15 protein-coding genes are annotated in these 17,053 nt (G+C 32.5%); 12 read left to right on the top strand and 3 right to left on the bottom strand.

Annotation, left to right across the window (positions count from 1 at the left end; all coding sequences use genetic code 11):
• Both AX016_RS00265 and nagB read left to right on the top strand, forming a co-directional pair.
• Nucleotides 1-864, top strand: coding sequence for an outer membrane beta-barrel protein (locus AX016_RS00265; RefSeq protein WP_100893688.1), 864 nt, complete (start codon nt 1-3; stop codon nt 862-864).
• A 342-nt stretch (nt 865-1,206) separates the two neighbouring features.
• A complete protein-coding gene (nagB, locus tag AX016_RS00260) occupies nt 1,207-3,135 on the top strand; it encodes a glucosamine-6-phosphate deaminase (RefSeq protein WP_100893687.1) in 1,929 nt (642 codons plus the stop codon).
• Nucleotides 3,136-3,200: 65 nt separating this feature from the next.
• On the opposite strand, the gene AX016_RS00255 is transcribed toward nagB, so the two are convergent.
• Both AX016_RS00255 and AX016_RS00250 read right to left on the bottom strand, forming a co-directional pair.
• Nucleotides 3,201-4,043, bottom strand: a complete 843-nt coding sequence (locus AX016_RS00255) for a universal stress protein (RefSeq protein ID WP_100893686.1) — start codon at nt 4,041-4,043, stop codon at nt 3,201-3,203.
• A gap of 94 nt (nt 4,044-4,137) precedes the next feature.
• A complete protein-coding gene (locus tag AX016_RS00250) occupies nt 4,138-4,824 on the bottom strand; it encodes a Crp/Fnr family transcriptional regulator (protein ID WP_100896771.1) in 687 nt (228 codons plus the stop codon).
• A 121-nt stretch (nt 4,825-4,945) separates the two neighbouring features.
• Between AX016_RS00250 and AX016_RS00245 the strand changes: the two genes are divergently transcribed.
• Nucleotides 4,946-7,321, top strand: coding sequence for a heavy metal translocating P-type ATPase (locus AX016_RS00245; protein WP_100893685.1), 2,376 nt, complete (start codon nt 4,946-4,948; stop codon nt 7,319-7,321).
• Between the two features lie 67 nt (nt 7,322-7,388).
• On the opposite strand, the gene AX016_RS00240 is transcribed toward AX016_RS00245, so the two are convergent.
• Nucleotides 7,389-8,648 carry an alginate export family protein gene (locus tag AX016_RS00240; RefSeq protein WP_100893684.1) on the bottom strand — a complete coding sequence of 420 codons (1,260 nt, stop codon included), beginning with the start codon at nt 8,646-8,648 and terminating at the stop codon, nt 7,389-7,391.
• A 184-nt stretch (nt 8,649-8,832) separates the two neighbouring features.
• Here AX016_RS00240 and ccoS point away from each other — a divergent pair, with 184 nt between their 5' ends.
• The 9 genes from ccoS (at nt 8,833) to AX016_RS00195 (ending at nt 16,990) form a co-directional block, all read left to right on the top strand.
• The gene (ccoS, locus tag AX016_RS00235) at nt 8,833-9,033 is read left to right on the top strand and encodes a cbb3-type cytochrome oxidase assembly protein CcoS (protein ID WP_100893683.1); all 201 of its coding nucleotides are present in this window, start codon (nt 8,833-8,835) and stop codon (nt 9,031-9,033) included.
• Nucleotides 9,034-9,036: 3 nt separating this feature from the next.
• A complete protein-coding gene (gene ccoN, locus AX016_RS00230) occupies nt 9,037-11,235 on the top strand; it encodes a cytochrome-c oxidase, cbb3-type subunit I (RefSeq protein WP_100893682.1) in 2,199 nt (732 codons plus the stop codon).
• A gap of 4 nt (nt 11,236-11,239) precedes the next feature.
• Nucleotides 11,240-11,434: a CcoQ/FixQ family Cbb3-type cytochrome c oxidase assembly chaperone gene (locus AX016_RS00225; protein WP_077407023.1), complete on the top strand. Its 195-nt coding sequence runs from the start codon at nt 11,240-11,242 to the stop codon at nt 11,432-11,434.
• Between the two features lie 4 nt (nt 11,435-11,438).
• A complete protein-coding gene (locus AX016_RS00220) occupies nt 11,439-12,332 on the top strand; it encodes a cbb3-type cytochrome c oxidase N-terminal domain-containing protein (protein ID WP_100893681.1) in 894 nt (297 codons plus the stop codon).
• A 31-nt stretch (nt 12,333-12,363) separates the two neighbouring features.
• Nucleotides 12,364-13,779 (top strand): cytochrome c oxidase accessory protein CcoG, encoded by a 1,416-nt coding sequence (gene ccoG / locus AX016_RS00215; protein ID WP_100893680.1) that lies wholly within the window; start codon nt 12,364-12,366, stop codon nt 13,777-13,779.
• Nucleotides 13,780-13,790: 11 nt separating this feature from the next.
• Complete coding sequence (locus AX016_RS00210) at nt 13,791-14,237, top strand: FixH family protein (RefSeq protein ID WP_100893679.1); 447 nt, start codon at nt 13,791-13,793, stop codon at nt 14,235-14,237.
• A gap of 2 nt (nt 14,238-14,239) precedes the next feature.
• Entirely contained in the window at nt 14,240-14,941 is a 702-nt protein-coding gene (locus AX016_RS00205) for a sulfite exporter TauE/SafE family protein (protein ID WP_100893678.1), read from the top strand.
• Nucleotides 14,942-14,959: 18 nt separating this feature from the next.
• Nucleotides 14,960-16,228: an acetyl-CoA hydrolase/transferase family protein gene (locus tag AX016_RS00200; RefSeq protein WP_100893677.1), complete on the top strand. Its 1,269-nt coding sequence runs from the start codon at nt 14,960-14,962 to the stop codon at nt 16,226-16,228.
• A gap of 204 nt (nt 16,229-16,432) precedes the next feature.
• Nucleotides 16,433-16,990, top strand: a complete 558-nt coding sequence (locus AX016_RS00195; protein ID WP_100893676.1) for a helix-turn-helix domain-containing protein — start codon at nt 16,433-16,435, stop codon at nt 16,988-16,990.
• Nucleotides 16,991-17,053 lie beyond the last annotated feature (63 nt).

Here is a 17,053-nt window from a genome sequence, read left to right as displayed (position 1 = left end):
TTGAAACAAAGAGTAATATTATTAGTCGGTATTTTAATTAGTACTATGTCTTATGCTCAATTTGAAATTTCGGCAGGTACAGGTTATGCAATAGGAAGCGCCGAAATGAAATTAGGAACAGAAACAACAGCAACAAGTGTAGAGAATACTTATGGTAGTTATGGTGAAGGTGTTAACTTTCAACTAAGAGGAACTTATTTTTTTAATGAAAAAGTTGGTTTAGACTTAGGTGTAGGTTACTTAAATGGTGCAGATCATACAATAAATAAAACAACTGTATCAGGAGTAGATGTAGATGCAATTGCTAGAGGTAGAGCTTTTGGCGCAACTGTTGCTGTAGCTTATAAGTTTACAGATAACTTTTATGGTCGTGTTGGTGCTTTGTTAAAAGTAGCAGGGAAAACAGAAGCTGTAGTTTTTAATAGTACATTATTATCTGAAGAAGAGAGAGCTCCATATAGTCTTCCTGAAGGTTCTTATTCAGAAACTAATTATGTAGAAGATTATCACGGTAAGTTTCCATTAGGTTTTGTTGGTGCCTTAGGGTATAAGTTTCCTATAGATAACAACTTTAGTATTTACGTAGAAGCAGAATACTACGGTATTAGCTTAAAGCGTAAGGATTCTGAATTACAAGAGTTCAATACTAACTTATTTACTCCAGATGGTAATATGGTTGCAGAAGGTGTTTATACTTTAGATAACTTGCCTCCAGGTTATGTTAAAAAAACCAACTATGTAGATGAGTTAAGAAATGACAATACAGATCCGTCTAAAAAATTATCACAAAAAGTACCTTATTCTTCTTTTGGTATTAATGTAGGTGTAACATATAAATTTAAAAAGTCTGCTAAAAAACAGTAGTACTTTTAAATCTAAATTTTTAAAAAAGCTTCTAAAACGTATTTAACATTTTAGAAGCTTTTTTTATTTTAACGCAGTACTAACTTTATAATATTGTGTTATGTTAATTGTTAAGTTTTTGTGATTAGATTGTTTATTGCTTTACTTCTAGAGCCAGTATTTATAACTTAGTAAAAGTAATATTAGATGATTAGTGTAAATGTTATGCATAATAAAAATACTTTTTATTGATTTTTTTTAACCTATAGTGCACCAAACATGGTGTTTGTCTAAAAACTATCAAATTATATAAAAAGACTTTTAATCTTTGATTTAATTAACCCCAAAATAAATTAAAAGAGCATGTTAAAAAGTAATATTGATAAGGCTACAGGTTTTGAAAAAAGATTTGAAAATATAAATACGGTTGTTTTTAAAAACTCTACAAACGCATCAAAATCCGTAGCAAATGAAATTGCAAATTTAATTAGAGAAAAACAAAGAGAGAATAAAAGGTGCGTATTAGGTTTAGCTACAGGCTCTACGCCCAAAGGTTTATATGCAGAATTAGTAAGAATACATAAAGAAGAAGGGCTAAGTTTTAACAACGTAGTTACATTTAATTTAGATGAGTATTACCCTATGGAGCCAGACTCTATACACAGCTATGTTAGGTTTATGAAAGAACTACTTTTAGACCAAGTAGATATTTTACCAGAAAATTATAATATTCCTGATGGTACTTTAACCAAAACAAACATCTCTAAATACTGTAGTGATTATGAATCTAAAATTGAAGCAGTTGGTGGTTTAGATCTACAAATTTTGGGTATAGGAGGTAATGGTCATATAGGTTTTAATGAGTCTGGATCTTTACAAAACTCTAAAACTAGATTAGTAGCATTAGACCATATTACTAGGGTTGCAGCAAGCAAAGATTTTGGAGGTTTAAGTAATACACCAAGAACAGCAATAACATTAGGAGTAAAAAAAATAATGGAAGCCAAAAGAGTAATTCTAATGGCTTGGGGAGAGGGTAAGTCTAATATTATAGCCCAATCAGTAGAAGGAGAAGTAACAAATAAAGTACCAGCGTCTTTTTTGCAAGAACATAACAATGCTGTATTTGTTTTAGATAAAGAAGCGGCTTCTAAACTAACAAGAGTAGATACTCCTTGGTTAGTAGAAAAAGTAGAGTGGACAGATAAACTTATACGTAAGGCAGTGTTAGGTTTAGCATTACGCTTAAATAAGCCAGTTTTAATGCTTACAGATGCGGATTATATAGAAAATGGTATGAGCGATTTGTTGGCAGATTCTGGTCCGGCTTACGACATCAATATAAAAATATTTAATAAGCTGCAGAATACAATTACGGGTTGGCCAGGCGGTAAACCTAACGCAGATGATAGTAACAGGCCAGAACGTGCCACACCAGAAAAAAAACGAGTACTAATTTTTAGTCCACACCCAGATGATGATATTATTAGTATGGGTGGTACTTTTAAACGATTGGTAGAACAAGGTCATGAAGTACACGTAGCATATCAAACCTCTGGTAATATAGCAGTAGCAGATGATGAGGCTTTGCGTTTTGCTAGTTTTGTGTGCGATTATAACGAGAAATTTTCTGTTGAAGACAAAAGAGCAGAAGAGATTTTTGCTAAAGCGGCTAAATTTTTAGCCAATAAAAAAGCTAGTGAAGTAGATATAGAAGAGGTACGTTACATAAAAGGCTTAATAAGAAAAGGAGAGGCAAGGGCTACAAGCCATTTTGTAGGCTTAAATGATGATCAAATTCATTTTATGAACCTTCCTTTTTATGAAACGGGAGCTATAGAAAAAAATCCTGTTGGTGAGGATGATGTACAATTAACAATGAATATAATTGCACAGGTACAACCACATCAAATTTATGCAGCAGGAGATTTAGCAGATCCACACGGCACACACAAAGTATGTTTAGATGCTATTTTTGAAGCAGTAAAAAGATTAAAGTCAGAACCATATATGAACAATTGTTGGGTTTGGTTATACAGGGGAGCTTGGCAAGAGTGGGGAATAGATGAAATAGAAATGGCTGTGCCAATGGGACCAGACCAGGTATTAGAAAAAAGACGCGGTATTTTTAAGCATCAGTCTCAAAAAGATGGTGTAGTTTTTCAGGGCGCAGATAGCAGAGAGTTTTGGCAAAGAGCAGAAGATCGTAATAAAGAAACTGCATCTATTTATGACCAGTTGGGAATGGCACGCTACGCAGCAATGGAAGCATTTGTACGTTGGCGTTTTTAATCAGTAAAAAAAATAATAATAAAAGCGAAAGATATATGTCTTTCGCTTTTTTTTATAGCTAATGGTTAGCTAGGTAAAACCAATAACGGAATTTTAGTGTGGTGGTCTGCTTCTTGTAAAACAGGTTCTTGTATTAATTCTTCTAAATAGCTACGGTTGTTATAAACCAACGCCAAAGTATCTATTGCATAATCTTTTATAAACTGACTTAGTATTTCAGATTTATTGGCGTAGAACGGTAATAAGTGTAGTTTTAGTTGTACCGATGCTAAACAGTTTTGAACAATTTTTAAATTTGATTTTTGAAAATCATCTAAAGTCGTATCAGTTTTTAAATGAAGAATGTGTACCGTTGAATTGTACATTTGTGCAATAAATAGTATTGCTTGTAAAGCTTCTGGACTTAAACTCCTTTTTAAATCTGTAGCTAAAACCAATTGTTTTGGTTTTTGAAAATTGTAATTGTTAGGAATAGCTAAAACTGGACAATCTTTAATAGCATTTACAATTCGCATTGTATTTGCACCTACAAATACACGCTTAAAATTAGTTATACCTTTTGTGCCAGATATTACAAAATCTATATGTTCTTTTTTTATAATGTCTATAACTTCATGAGTTAGCAAATCAAAAGAAGAAATAGTACTGTAATTATGTAGCGGATTTTTGTGTTTAAGATTTATGCGTTCTATTGTTTTTTTTAAACCATTTTTAGATGCCGTTTCCGTATCTTTTTCTAAAACTAATGTCTTAGAGTTTTCTGCCATAAACCTGCTATGTGGTATGGCTGGCACGTAAGTATTTAATATATGAAAAGTACAGCTTTCATTTTTAAAAAGCTCAAGAGCATAAGAAATTGCATTAGTTGCATTTTCTGAAAAATCTGTGGGTAAAAGTATATTTTTCATCAAATTATATTAAAATATCTGATGTAAAAATAGAAGTAGTTGTAACCGTAAACTATGACATTTATCAGTTTTAAAATAAGAGTGTAATAAAATATTATAAACCGCTTACAACGCTTTGTAGTTTGTCAAGGTTTGTAATGCGTATTTTTTTGCCAGAAGTTTCAATCATACCTTTCTTTTTAAATTCTGATATAATTCTAATAGTAGATTCTGTTGCAGTGCCAACAACATTACTCATATCTTCTCTACTTAAACTTAGTAGCAAAAACCCATTTTCGTCTTCACCAAACTCTGTTTTTAAGTAAATAAAAGCTTCAGCAATACGTTGTTTTACTGTTTTTTGAGACATATTTACAATAACATCATCGGCCTCTCTTAAATCATTAGCCATATGGCGTAGTACCTCAACAGCAAAATTAGGATTGGTATTTAATGTGTGTAAAATACTTTCTTTAGGAATAAAACAAAGATCCATATCCTTAATGGCTACTGCACTTAAATTTGCAGATTCTTCTGCAATAACAGAGCGTTGTCCTAATATTTCTCCTTTAGTTGCAAGTTTAATTATTTGGTCTTTACCGTTAGAGCTCAATTTAGATAGTTTAGAGACACCTTCTCTAACACAAAAAACACCATCTAACCTATCTCCCTCTTCAAAAATTGCATCACCTTTTTTAAAGGTTTTAGAAACTTTAGAGTCCGATACCTTTTTTAACTCATCCTTGCTCATAGCTCGTAATGAATTAAACTGACGAATAATACAATTTTCACACCTACTCATAATAATGTTTTTACCTAACACAACAAATTTACGGTATCTACAATAAGCAAAACCTGACATTTGTCATATTTTAAAATTCAGCTTTAATAGACCTTTGTTTTAAGCTTAATAAGTTGCAAATATGACTAAAGAAAAATGTTTTCATTGCGGAGATGACTGTGACACCTTACCCATTGTTTTTAAAGATAAGAATTTTTGTTGTAATGGATGTAAAACAGTTTTTGAGATTTTTGAATCAAACGATTTGTCATATTACTATGACCTGCAATCTGCAGCAGGCGCAACACCAAATGAGGTAGAGGGGAAATACAATTTTTTAGATACTCCAGAGATTTTAGAGAAGCTTATAGAGTTTAATGAAAAAAAACACCAAATAGTAAATCTTTACATACCGCATATACATTGTAGCTCTTGTATTTGGGTGTTAGAAAACTTGAATAAATTACAAAAAGCAGTAAGTAGTTCTCAAGTAGATTTTCCTAAAAAAATGGTACGTATTGCATACAATCCAGAGGAGTTAAGCTTAAAACAATTGGTTATATTATTGGCAAAAATAGGTTACGAGCCTTATATTTCTTTAAATGATTATGACAAAGGTAAAAAAAGCGTAGATCGTAGTCTTACCTATAAATTAGGGGTTGCGGGCTTTGCTTTTGGTAATGTTATGTTTTTATCTTTTCCAGAGTATTTTGAGGTACAGGAGTTTTGGTTAGACCAGTATAAAAATGTGTTTAGGTGGTTAATGTTTGCTTTTTCATTACCTGTTGTTTTTTATTCAGCACAAGACTATTTAATATCAGCATATAAAAGTATTTCTTCTAAAATATTAAATATAGATGTACCAATTGCTTTAGGTGTTTTGGTACTTTTTGTGCGTAGTACATTAGAAATTGCTTTTGACTGGGGAACTGGTTTTTTTGATAGTCTAACTGGATTAATATTTTTTCTGTTATTAGGTAAATTTTTTCAGCAAAAAACATATTCATTTTTATCTTTTGAGAGAGATTATAAATCATACTTTCCAATAGCTGTAACCAGAATTTTATCTGGTGGAAAAGAAGAAACAGTACAGGTTTATGATATTAAACAAGGAGACAGACTTTTAATTAGAAATGAAGAATTAATACCCGTAGATGGGATTGTGTTAAAAGGTAATGCACGTATAGATTATAGTTTTGTTACAGGTGAATCTGAAGCTGTAAAAAAAGCATCTGGAGATAAAATTTTAGCTGGTGGCAAGCAGTTGCAAGGAGCAATAGAAATGGAAGCTTTAAAATCTGTATCGCAAAGTTATTTAACGCAACTGTGGGGGAATTCGGTTTTTTCTGAAGATAAAACAAGTAAGTTCCAAACCATTACAGATAAAATAAGTCAACGTTTTACGGTAGCTGTTTTAAGTATTGCTTTTATAGCTACATTTATTTGGATGTTTATAGACAGTAGTAAGGCTATGAATGTTTTTACTGCAGTTTTAATAATTGCTTGTCCTTGTGCAATAGCATTGGCGGCACCTTTTACATTAGGTAATATGTTACGTATTTTTGGGCGTAAAAAATTCTATTTAAAAAACACCCAAACAATAGAGCAGTTGGCACAATTAACTACGGCTATTTTTGATAAAACAGGAACACTAACTACGGCGCAAAAGAGCACAGCAAGTTATGAGGGGCTAGCATTGAGCGCTAGTGAAGAATCGCTTTTAAAAAATACGTTAAGGGCATCTAACCATCCTTTAAGTAGAACACTTTATAACTTGTTAGCAGAGCAAGATATTTTAACTTTAGATGAATACCACGAGCACTTAGGAAAAGGTATAGTTGGTGTTTTAGAAGATGATAATATAAAAGTGGGTTCTGCAAATTTTGCAGGAAACGGTACTGTAAGTGGTCAAGAAAACACTGCGGTGTATATTAGTAGTAATGATGATTATAAAGGACGATATGTTTTTTCTAACCAATACAGAGATGGTGTGCCTAAGTTATTTTCTAAAATGCAAAAAACACTAGATTTAGGCGTTTTATCTGGTGATAATGAAGGGGAGAAAGAAAGATTAGAAGCTTTATTACCTAAATTGACACCACTATATTTTAATCAGAAACCAGAAGATAAATTAGATTTTATTAAGAGTTTGCAAAAGCAAGGAAAAAAAGTACTTATGGTAGGTGATGGTTTAAATGATGCTGGTGCTTTAGCACAGAGTGATGTTGGCATTGCTATATCTGAAAATGTAAATGTATTTTCACCTGCGTGTGATGGTATTTTAGATGCATCAAAATTTAAACAACTATATCAATATATAAAAGCATCAAAAAGTGCAATGAAAATTATAAAACTTAGTTTTGGGTTTTCTTTATTATATAATTTAATTGGGTTGTATTTTGCTACAACAGGACAGTTAATGCCGGTAATAGCTGCTATTTTAATGCCTTTAAGTTCTATAAGTATTGTTTTATTTACTACTATAGCTACTAATTTGGTTGGTAAAAAACTGATATAAAAAAGGAGCAACTTTTAAAGTATATAGTTGCTCCTCTGTTCTTAAAATAGATTAAAAATTACTGTAATTAATTTTTGGTATAAGTTAAAAAATGTGGTTTAAAAGTTATCATTGCCCAAGCCCAATTGTTGGTCTTAGAGGCGTCTCCTCCTTTAATAATCTCCATAGAGTCAGAAGCAAACATTTGTGAGTAGCCAGCATTTATTAAAATACTTTTTGATGCCTTGTATCCTAAAGTAAGGTCTATTTCTGTACCTAAATAACTATCTTGTTCTATACCATTTGTATTTACAATAGTAGCTGCAGAACTAAAAAAGTGTGGAGCTAAATTAGCAGAGAATTTATTTTTAGAATAGTTAAGTTTAGCATTAATATCTACCAGGCCAACAGAATTACTATGGTTACCAACATAAAAATAGTCCATTATACCATTGTACCTATGGTTGGTGCCAAACCAAGGAGTAAAAGAGTTTAAGTTGCCATTTGTTTCATTCATATCTGTACCAGACATATACTCTGCGCCAAGACCAAGTAAAAATTCAGAATTTAAATTATAGCTAAAATTTGCACTTGCATTTAAAGCAGACAAATCTGTATTTTCAATTTTTCCTGTTTGGTAGTATACAGAAGCATCTGCACTCCATTTATTTTCATTTATAGCAGTTGTTAATCCTATAGTTTGGTTGTATGCTATTTCTTGTTCGTTATTATCATCAAAAGCAAAACCAGTATTTAAAAATAAAAAGCTTAATCCAACTTTGTTAAATTTGGTGTTGTACCATAAGTACTGAAAGTTTTTATAATTGTTTAACGTGTATGCTTCTTCAAAAATAGATTGTGAAGTCTCGTTTAAAGCAAAGCCAACATCTATTCTGTTATTAGCATCTGCCATAAATTTTATTTTAAAGGCATCGTGGCTACGCCCTTGTTGGTTCCAGTTAGCACCGCCAAAAATACGTTCCGCGTCGTAAGCAATTTCTTGTCTACCTAATTTAAAACTAAATTTCCCTGTGGTAACTTCTGCCCAAGCTTGTTGTAGTGTAATTCCGTTTTCATCTGTGGTACCTAAAGTAGCTCTGTCTCCCCAAACTCTAACATTTTGTGCTGCTACAAAGGCATTAAACTCTTCGCTTTTATAAGCAAAATTTAGCCTTGTTCTTTGCGATACAAAAGAAGCAGGATCTACAGCATCAGAATTTAAAGTGCTATAGCCATTTCTGTATTCAAATCGGGGTTTTAACTCTCCACTTAAATCAAATTGTTGTGCGTTAGCTTGCTGTATAAAAATTAGTAATCCAATAAAAAATGTATTTTTCAATAACTTCATTATAGTTCTCTTTTTTTTAATGATTTTTCAAATATACTAGCTTTTAAACGATGGGCACATTTACACTGTAACCTTAACAGTTTTTAGAGTGCATATATTTTTTCTGTATTTCTGTAAAGTATGATATATATCATATTCTATAAAATGCATTGCCGTTACTTTTGTCTTATAAATTCAGGTAGGTATGAGTGTAATTTATGTGTTGCTAACTATAAGTATTGTAGTAGCGCTGTTTTTCTTTGTAGCATTTATAGTATCGGTAAAGAGTGGTCAGTATGATGATTCTTATACACCGTCTGTACGTATGCTTTTTGAAGATGAACTAGTAAAAAAGAGCTCTAAAACTCTAGAGAATAAAAAAATCGAACAAACTAAGATGAATTAAATTATGGAAGTACAACAGTTTTATTACGATAACAAAATCGTAAAGAAATTTCTCTACGCTACAATATTTTGGGGTATTGTAGGTATGTCAGTGGGTCTGTTATTGGCTTTTATGTTTCTTTTTCCAAATTTAACCGATGGTATTTCATGGTTAAGTTTTGGTAGGTTAAGACCACTACACACAAATGCAGTAATTTTTGCCTTTGTAGGTAATGCTATTTTTGCGGGAGTATATTACTCTACGCAGCGTTTGTTAAAGGCACGTATGTTTAGTGATGGGTTAAGTAATTTTAACTTTTGGGGTTGGCAAGCTATAATTGTTGCTGCAGCTATAACTTTACCATTAGGGTATAGTACATCTAAAGAGTATGCAGAACTAGAGTGGCCAATAGATATTGCTATTGCAGTAGTTTGGGTAGCTTTTGGTTGGAACCTTATTGGTACTATGCTACGTAGAAGACAAAGACATTTATATGTTGCAATTTGGTTTTACTTGGCAACATTTGTTACTGTAGCTGTATTACATATTTTTAACAGTTTGGAATTGCCAGTAAGCGGATTAAAAAGTTACTCTGTTTATGCCGGTGTGCAAGATGCCTTAGTGCAATGGTGGTACGGACATAATGCTGTTGCATTTTTCTTAACAACACCATTTTTGGGCTTAATGTATTATTTTGTTCCTAAAGCAGCAAACAGGCCTGTGTATTCTTACAGGTTGTCTATAGTACATTTTTGGTCTTTAATATTTATATATATCTGGGCAGGACCACACCATTTATTGTACTCTTCTTTACCAGATTGGGCACAAAATCTAGGTGTAGCGTTTTCTATTATGTTACTTGCTCCTTCATGGGGAGGTATGATAAACGGACTTTTGACCTTGCGTGGGGCTTGGGATAAAGTACGTACAGATCCTACACTTAAATTTATGGTAGTAGCTATTACTGGTTACGGTATGGCAACTTTTGAAGGTCCTATGTTATCATTGAAAAATGTAAATGCAATTGCACATTTTAGTGACTGGATTATTGCACACGTACACGTTGGTGCTTTAGCTTGGAACGGATTTTTAACTTTTGGTATGATCTACTGGTTGGTACCAAAAATGTTTAAAACAAAATTACACTCTACAGGTTTAGCTAATGCGCATTTCTGGATTGGTACTTTGGGTATTATTTTATATGCATTACCAATGTATGTAGCAGGTTTTACACAAGCTTTAATGTGGGAAGATTTTAACCCAGATGGTACGTTGGTTTACGGTAACTTTTTAGAAACTGTAAAAGAAATTATACCAATGTATTGGATGCGTGCAATTGGTGGTAGTATGTACATATTAGGTGCATTTATTATGTTATTTAACGTGTTTAAAACTGTGCGTTCTGGACAAAAAGTAGAGGATGAGTTAGCAGAAGCTGCTCCACTTACCAGAGTATCTAAAAAAAGAACAAAAGGAGAAACATACCACTCTTGGTTAGAGCGCAAACCAGTACAGTTAACAATATTGGCAACTGTAGCTATTTTAATTGGTGGTATAGTACAAATTATACCAACTATTTTGGTAAAATCTAATATACCAACCATAACTAGTGTAAAACCATATACACCTTTAGAGTTAGAGGGTAGAGATTTATATATAAGAGAAGGTTGTGTGGGTTGTCACTCACAAATGGTACGTCCGTTTAGAGGAGAGGTAGAGCGTTATGGCGAGTATGCTAAAGCAGGAGAATTTGTATATGATCATCCATTTTTATGGGGTAGTAAGCGTACTGGTCCAGATTTGTTAAGAGTAGGTGGTAAATACTCAGACAATTGGCACTTAAACCATATGTATGATCCGCAAAGTACCTCATCTGGTTCTATAATGCCAGCTTACCAATGGCTTGTTCGTAATGAGCACGATAGAAGTAATATTAAAGCTAAAATGGAAGCAATGGTAACCCTAGGTGTACCATATACAGAAGAAGATATTGCTAACGCAGAAAAATCTATGGATGTACAGGCTACTAAAATTGAGAAAAACTTGTATTCAGATCCGGATTTTGCAAAAAGTTATGAAGCAGATAAAAAATATGCTAAAAATAACGGCGAACCTTTTGTAGAAATGAGAGACAGAGAAATAGTATCTCTAATAGCTTACTTACAGCGTTTAGGTACAGATATTAAAATAAAAAACTCAGAAGAAACAACCGCTAAAAAATAAAATTATGCTAAAGTTTATAAAAGGTCATATGGAGAGTATGGAAGGTATAGCAACCTATCCTATGATATCGCTACTTATATTTTTTGTGTTTTTCACCATACTTTTCTGGTGGGTGTTTACAGCAACAAAAGAGCATATTAAAGAGGTAAGTAATATACCTCTAGAAGATGATGATAAAACCAACCTAACAAAAGAATAATACTATGAAAAATATGACACCTTGGTGGATAAGGATACCTCTAGTTTTCTTTATCGTTTTTGGATTGATGGAATACTTTATAGACTCTGGTGACCAACCAGCGTTTATTGCTTACCCAATTGTTTTAGGTTTTTTAGTACTAGTATTATTAATCTTAATAGCATCAGAAGTAATAGTTAGGTCTATAGAGAATGTAATGTTTCAGACCTTACCAGAAGAAGCAAAACAGAAGTATTTAGAAGATGATACTAAAAAGTTTGAGTGGAAATGGGGTAAAAGAGTATATGCTAAACTATTAGGTTCTAAACCTATGGAAGAAGAGCATGAAATAATTTTAGATCATAATTATGATGGTATACAAGAGTTAGATAATAATTTACCGCCTTGGTGGGTGTACCTTTTTTATGCAGGTATCATATTTGGTGTGGTGTATTTAGCAAGGTTTCATGTGTTTAATGATTATGACCAAGCTTTAGAATATGAGCAAGATGTTGCTGCTGCCAAAATAGAAATAGAAGAATACAAAAAAACAGCTAAAGGCTTAGTGGATGTTAATACTGTAGAGGTGCTAACAGATGCTGCAGATATTAAGGCAGGTAAAAAAATATACGAAACCAGTTGTGTTGCTTGTCATATTATAGATGGAGGTGGTGGTATAGGGCCTAACCTTACAGATGAATATTGGCTTTTAGGCGGTGGTATAAAAAACGTTTTTAACACTATATCAGAAGGTGGTAGAGACGGTAAAGGTATGGTTGCTTGGAAACAAATATTAAAACCTTTAGAGCGTGCACAAGTAGCAAGTTATGTTTTAACATTACAAGGTACAACACCAGCTAGTCCTAAAGAACCGCAAGGAGATATCTGGAAACCAGAACCAACAGAAGAGAGTAAATAAAGGAGTATTATTACTAGTAAAAATAACAAAAATGGCTGCAGATGAAAAGTTTAGGGATTCTATTGGTACAATAGATACTGACGGTAAAAGAGCTTGGGTTTTTCCTAAAAAACCTAGTGGTAAATTTTACAATTATCGCAAATTAGTTAGTTACTCATTACTGTTATTTTTGCTAGTATCTCCTTTTATAAAAATAAATGGCAACCAGTTTATATTATTTAATGTTGTAGATCGTCGTTTTAATATATTTGGTTTTCCTTTTTGGCCGCAAGATTTTCATTTGGTAGTAATATCAATGATTATTGGCGTTGTTTTTATAGCCTTATTTACAGTTGCTTTTGGGCGTGTTTTTTGTGGTTGGATGTGTCCACAAACCATATTCTTAGAAATGGTTTTCCGTAGAATAGAATATTGGATAGAGGGTGACCGTGGTGCACAAATGCGCTTAGATAAGCAAAAGTGGGATGCTGTTAAAATTAGAAAAAGAGTAACCAAATGGGTTATCTTTTTTATCATTTCATTTATTATAGCTAATGTGTTTTTAGCATATTTAATTAGTAGTGATACTTTAATAAAATATATTACAGACGGACCATTTTTGCATACCAGCACAATGATTTCATTGTTGATTTTTACAGCTGTTTTTTATTTTGTTTTTGCTTGGTTTAGAGAGCAAGTTTGTATTATAGCTTGTCCTTATGGGCGTATGCAAGGTGTACTTTTAGATAATAAATCTATTGTAGTTGCCTATGATCATAAAAGAGGAGAAGGAGAAAAAGGCAGAAAAAAGTTTAGAAAAAACGAAGACCGTTCTGCACTTGGTCATGGAGATTGTATAGACTGTGCACAATGTGTAAATGTTTGCCCAACTGGTATAGATATTAGAAATGGTACACAACTAGAGTGTGTTAATTGTACTGCTTGTATAGATGAGTGCGATACTATTATGGAAAAAGTAAACTTGCCAAAAGGTCTAATTAGGTATGCAAGTGAAGATAATATAGAGAAAAAGGCTAAGTTTAAGTTTACACCTAGACTTAAAGGTTACACCGCTGTATTGGTTATTTTAATAGGGTTGCTCGTAGGAATGTTGTTTTTAAGAAACGATTTAGAAGCAAATATTTTAAGACTTCCAGGTCAGTTATACGAGCATAAAGAAGGGAATATAATTAGTAATGTATATACTTTTAAATTAGTAAACAAAACTACAGAAGATGTAGATGATGTTAGCTTTAAGTTGCTTTCTCACAAAGGAACTATAAAGCTGGTTACAAATAAAAACTTTAAAGTGCCAGCGCAAGAACTAGCAGAAGGTACATTGTTTATAGAGATAAATAATGGGGCTTTAAATGGCGATAAAGACAAGCTAAAAATTGGAGTGTACAGTAAAGGAGAACTAGTAGAAACTACTACAGCTCGCTTTTTAGCACCAAGAAGCTACAAATAAAAAAATAAGTTATGAAAATAAATTGGGGAACAGGAGTTGTACTAGCATTTATAGGCTTCATTAGCTTTATATTATATTTTGTTGTTAGAATGAATTCTGAAAACAGAGCTAAACATGATTTGGTTACAGAGGAGTATTATAAGGCAGAGCTAGGTTATCAAAAAGAAATTAATGATGTTACTAATGCATATAAACTAACTCATAAACTAACTATAGAGCAAACGGAAGACGGACTACTAATTAATTTTCCTAAAGACCAAGAGTCTCAAAAAATAACAGGCAAAGTGTCCCTATACAGACCATCTAATAAACAATTGGATTTTAGCTTACCCATAAGTTTATCCAAAACACATTTGCTCATACCTGACAAACGTTTGTTAGATGGTCGATGGGACATTAAAATTGCTTGGCAATATAACAAAGAAGAATATTTACATAAACAAAGTATAACGTATTAAGTATGTTACTATCTGCTTTTATATTAGGGTTAATGGGAAGTTTGCACTGTGTTGGTATGTGCGGCCCCATAGCTTTTATGTTACCTGTAGATAGACATAGTAAGTTTAAAAAAACAATTCAGATATTTATTTATCATTTTGGTAGGTTGCTTGCTTACGGATTAATAGGGCTAGTTTTTGGTTTGTTGGGTAAAGGCTTATATGTTTTTGGTTTACAACAAAAATTGTCAATAGCTATTGGAGTTTTAATGATTGTTATCGTCTTAATTCCATCTAAAAAATTGCAAAAATACAATGTGTCTAAACCTATTTATAAACTTATATCTAAAGTAAAATCTAGATTAGGAAAAGAGCTAAAAAAAAGAACTCCAGACACGTTTTTAACCATTGGTTTTTTAAACGGATTTTTACCTTGCGGCTTAGTATATATGGCATTGTTTGGTGCTATTGCAATGGGTAACGCAGCGCAAGGCTCTTTATATATGGTTATTTTTGGAGCTGGCACCATACCACTTATGACAATTGCCGTTTATTTTGGCGGAATGCTAAAAGGTGTGGCACGTAAAAAAGTACAGCAATTAATTCCTGTTTTTGTGGTTGTAATAGGTGTGCTTTTTATACTTAGAGGTCTAGGTCTTGGTATTCCTTACATATCTCCTAAACCAGTTGTAGAAATGGTTTCTACAACTATGGAATGTCACTAATTATTAAAATTTAATTTTATGAATATTGTTTCTGCAGCGCAAGCCGCAAAATCTATACAATCTGGTAATAGAGTATTTTTACAAGGGGCTGCAATGACTCCTAATGTATTAATAGATGCTTTGTGTAATAGGTATGAAGAATTAGAAAATGTAGAAATTGTATCTATACACACAGAAGGTGAGGCAAAGTATGCACAAGAGCCATATAGCAATAGTTTTAAAATGAATAGTTGCTTTGTTGGTAGCAATGTTAGGCAATTAATAAATACTACACAGGGAGATTATATTCCAATTTTTTTAAGCGAAATAAACCTATTGTTTAGAAACGGAATTCTTCCGTTAGATGTTGCTGTTGTGCAAGTATCTCCACCAGATAAACACGGCTATTGCTCTTTGGGTGTGTCGGTAGATATTACATTGCCAGCTATACAAACGGCTAAAAAAGTGATAGCACAAATAAACCCTTGCGTGCCCAGAACTCACGGCGATGGTATTATTCATATAAGAGATATAGACTGTGCTGTTGAGGTTAATACGCCAATACATACACACGGTATTACACCAATATCTAACATAGAACAAGAGATAGGAAAACACGTTGCAGGTTTAATAGAAGATGGGGCAACCTTGCAAATGGGCATAGGTAATATACCAAATGCTGTATTAAGTAATTTAGGTAATCACAAACGTTTGGGTATACATACAGAAATGTTTTCTGATGGTGTGTTACCTTTAATAGAAAGCGGAGTAGTTACAGGTGAGGACAAAGCTGTAAAACATGGGAAAATTGTAACTTGTTTTGCTGTAGGATCTCAAAAATTATACGACTTTGTAGATGATAACCCATTGGTGCATTTTAAAGAAGCTGCTTATACTAATGATACTTCTATCATACGCAGAAATCCTAAGGTTACAGCAATTAATAGTGCTATAGAAATAGATCTTACGGGTCAAATTTGTGCAGATACAATTGGTAGCAGGCAATATTCAGGTGTAGGCGGACAAATGGATTTTATACGTGGTGCATCTTTGTCTAAAGGTGGTAAACCTATTTTTGCAATGCCATCTATTACAGCTAAAGGTATTTCTAAAATAACACCGTTTTTAAAACAAGGAGCGGGCGTTACTACAACACGTGCTCACGTACATTATGTAGCCACAGAATACGGTGTAGTTAATTTATACGGTAAAAATTTACAAGAAAGAGCAAAGGCATTAATTTCTATTGCGCATCCTAATTTTAGAGAGGAGTTAGAGAAAGAAGCCCACAATCGTTTTAAAAGCTAAATGTAAAACTTAAAAAGTATTGTTTTAAGAGTGTTGTAACACTAGTAATTCTTTTTTTTAAGTAATTTTGACACATTGTTTACAATGATTTCATTACAAAAAAATACACCATTGTAGCAGCTGTAAATTGCTCATTTGTGTATTTTTTTTATGTTGTTTTTTTAAATAAAAGCTACATTAATTTAATTACACAAAGCTTTACTTATGCAAGATACTTTTTATATAAAAAATATGGTTTGTAACCGCTGTATAGCTTCGGTTTTAGATATTTTTAATGCCGAAGGTTTTGTGGTAGAGTCTGTTGAGCTAGGTAAAGTAACAGCAATAAAAGGATTAGAAAGTAGTTTTAAAAACCTAAGTAAAGTGCTTGCTAAAACAGGTTTTGAAGTAATAGAAAGTGAGACAGATACTTTAATAGAACAACTTAAAGTTGCTATAATTAATAAGATTGAAAGTGGCGAAACAGCACATATTTTTAAAACATTAGCAAAAGAATTTGGTAAAACAGAAACTGCATTAAGTAAGCTTTTTAGTAAGTCTGAAGGTATAACGTTAGAGAAATATACCATCAACCTAAAAATTGAAAAAGTAAAAGAATACATACAGTTAGGAGAACTAAATTTTTCTGAAATAGCCTATAGCTTAAATTATAAAACAAGTAGCCATTTGGCACGCCAGTTTAAAACAGTTACAGGAATGTCTATGAGTACTTATAAAAGATTAGGTAATTGGGACAGAAAAACACTAGACCAAATTGTATAAATAAGAATCGGAATTGTGAAAACACTACAAATAATGTCTGCTTAGTTTTGTAGTGTAAATAGA

It is taken from the genome of Cellulophaga sp. RHA19 (assembly GCF_002813425.1).
GTDB lineage: Bacteria > Bacteroidota > Bacteroidia > Flavobacteriales > Flavobacteriaceae > Cellulophaga.
Note: the sequence above shows the minus strand (reverse complement) of the source record. Positions and strands in the feature narration are given on the sequence as shown.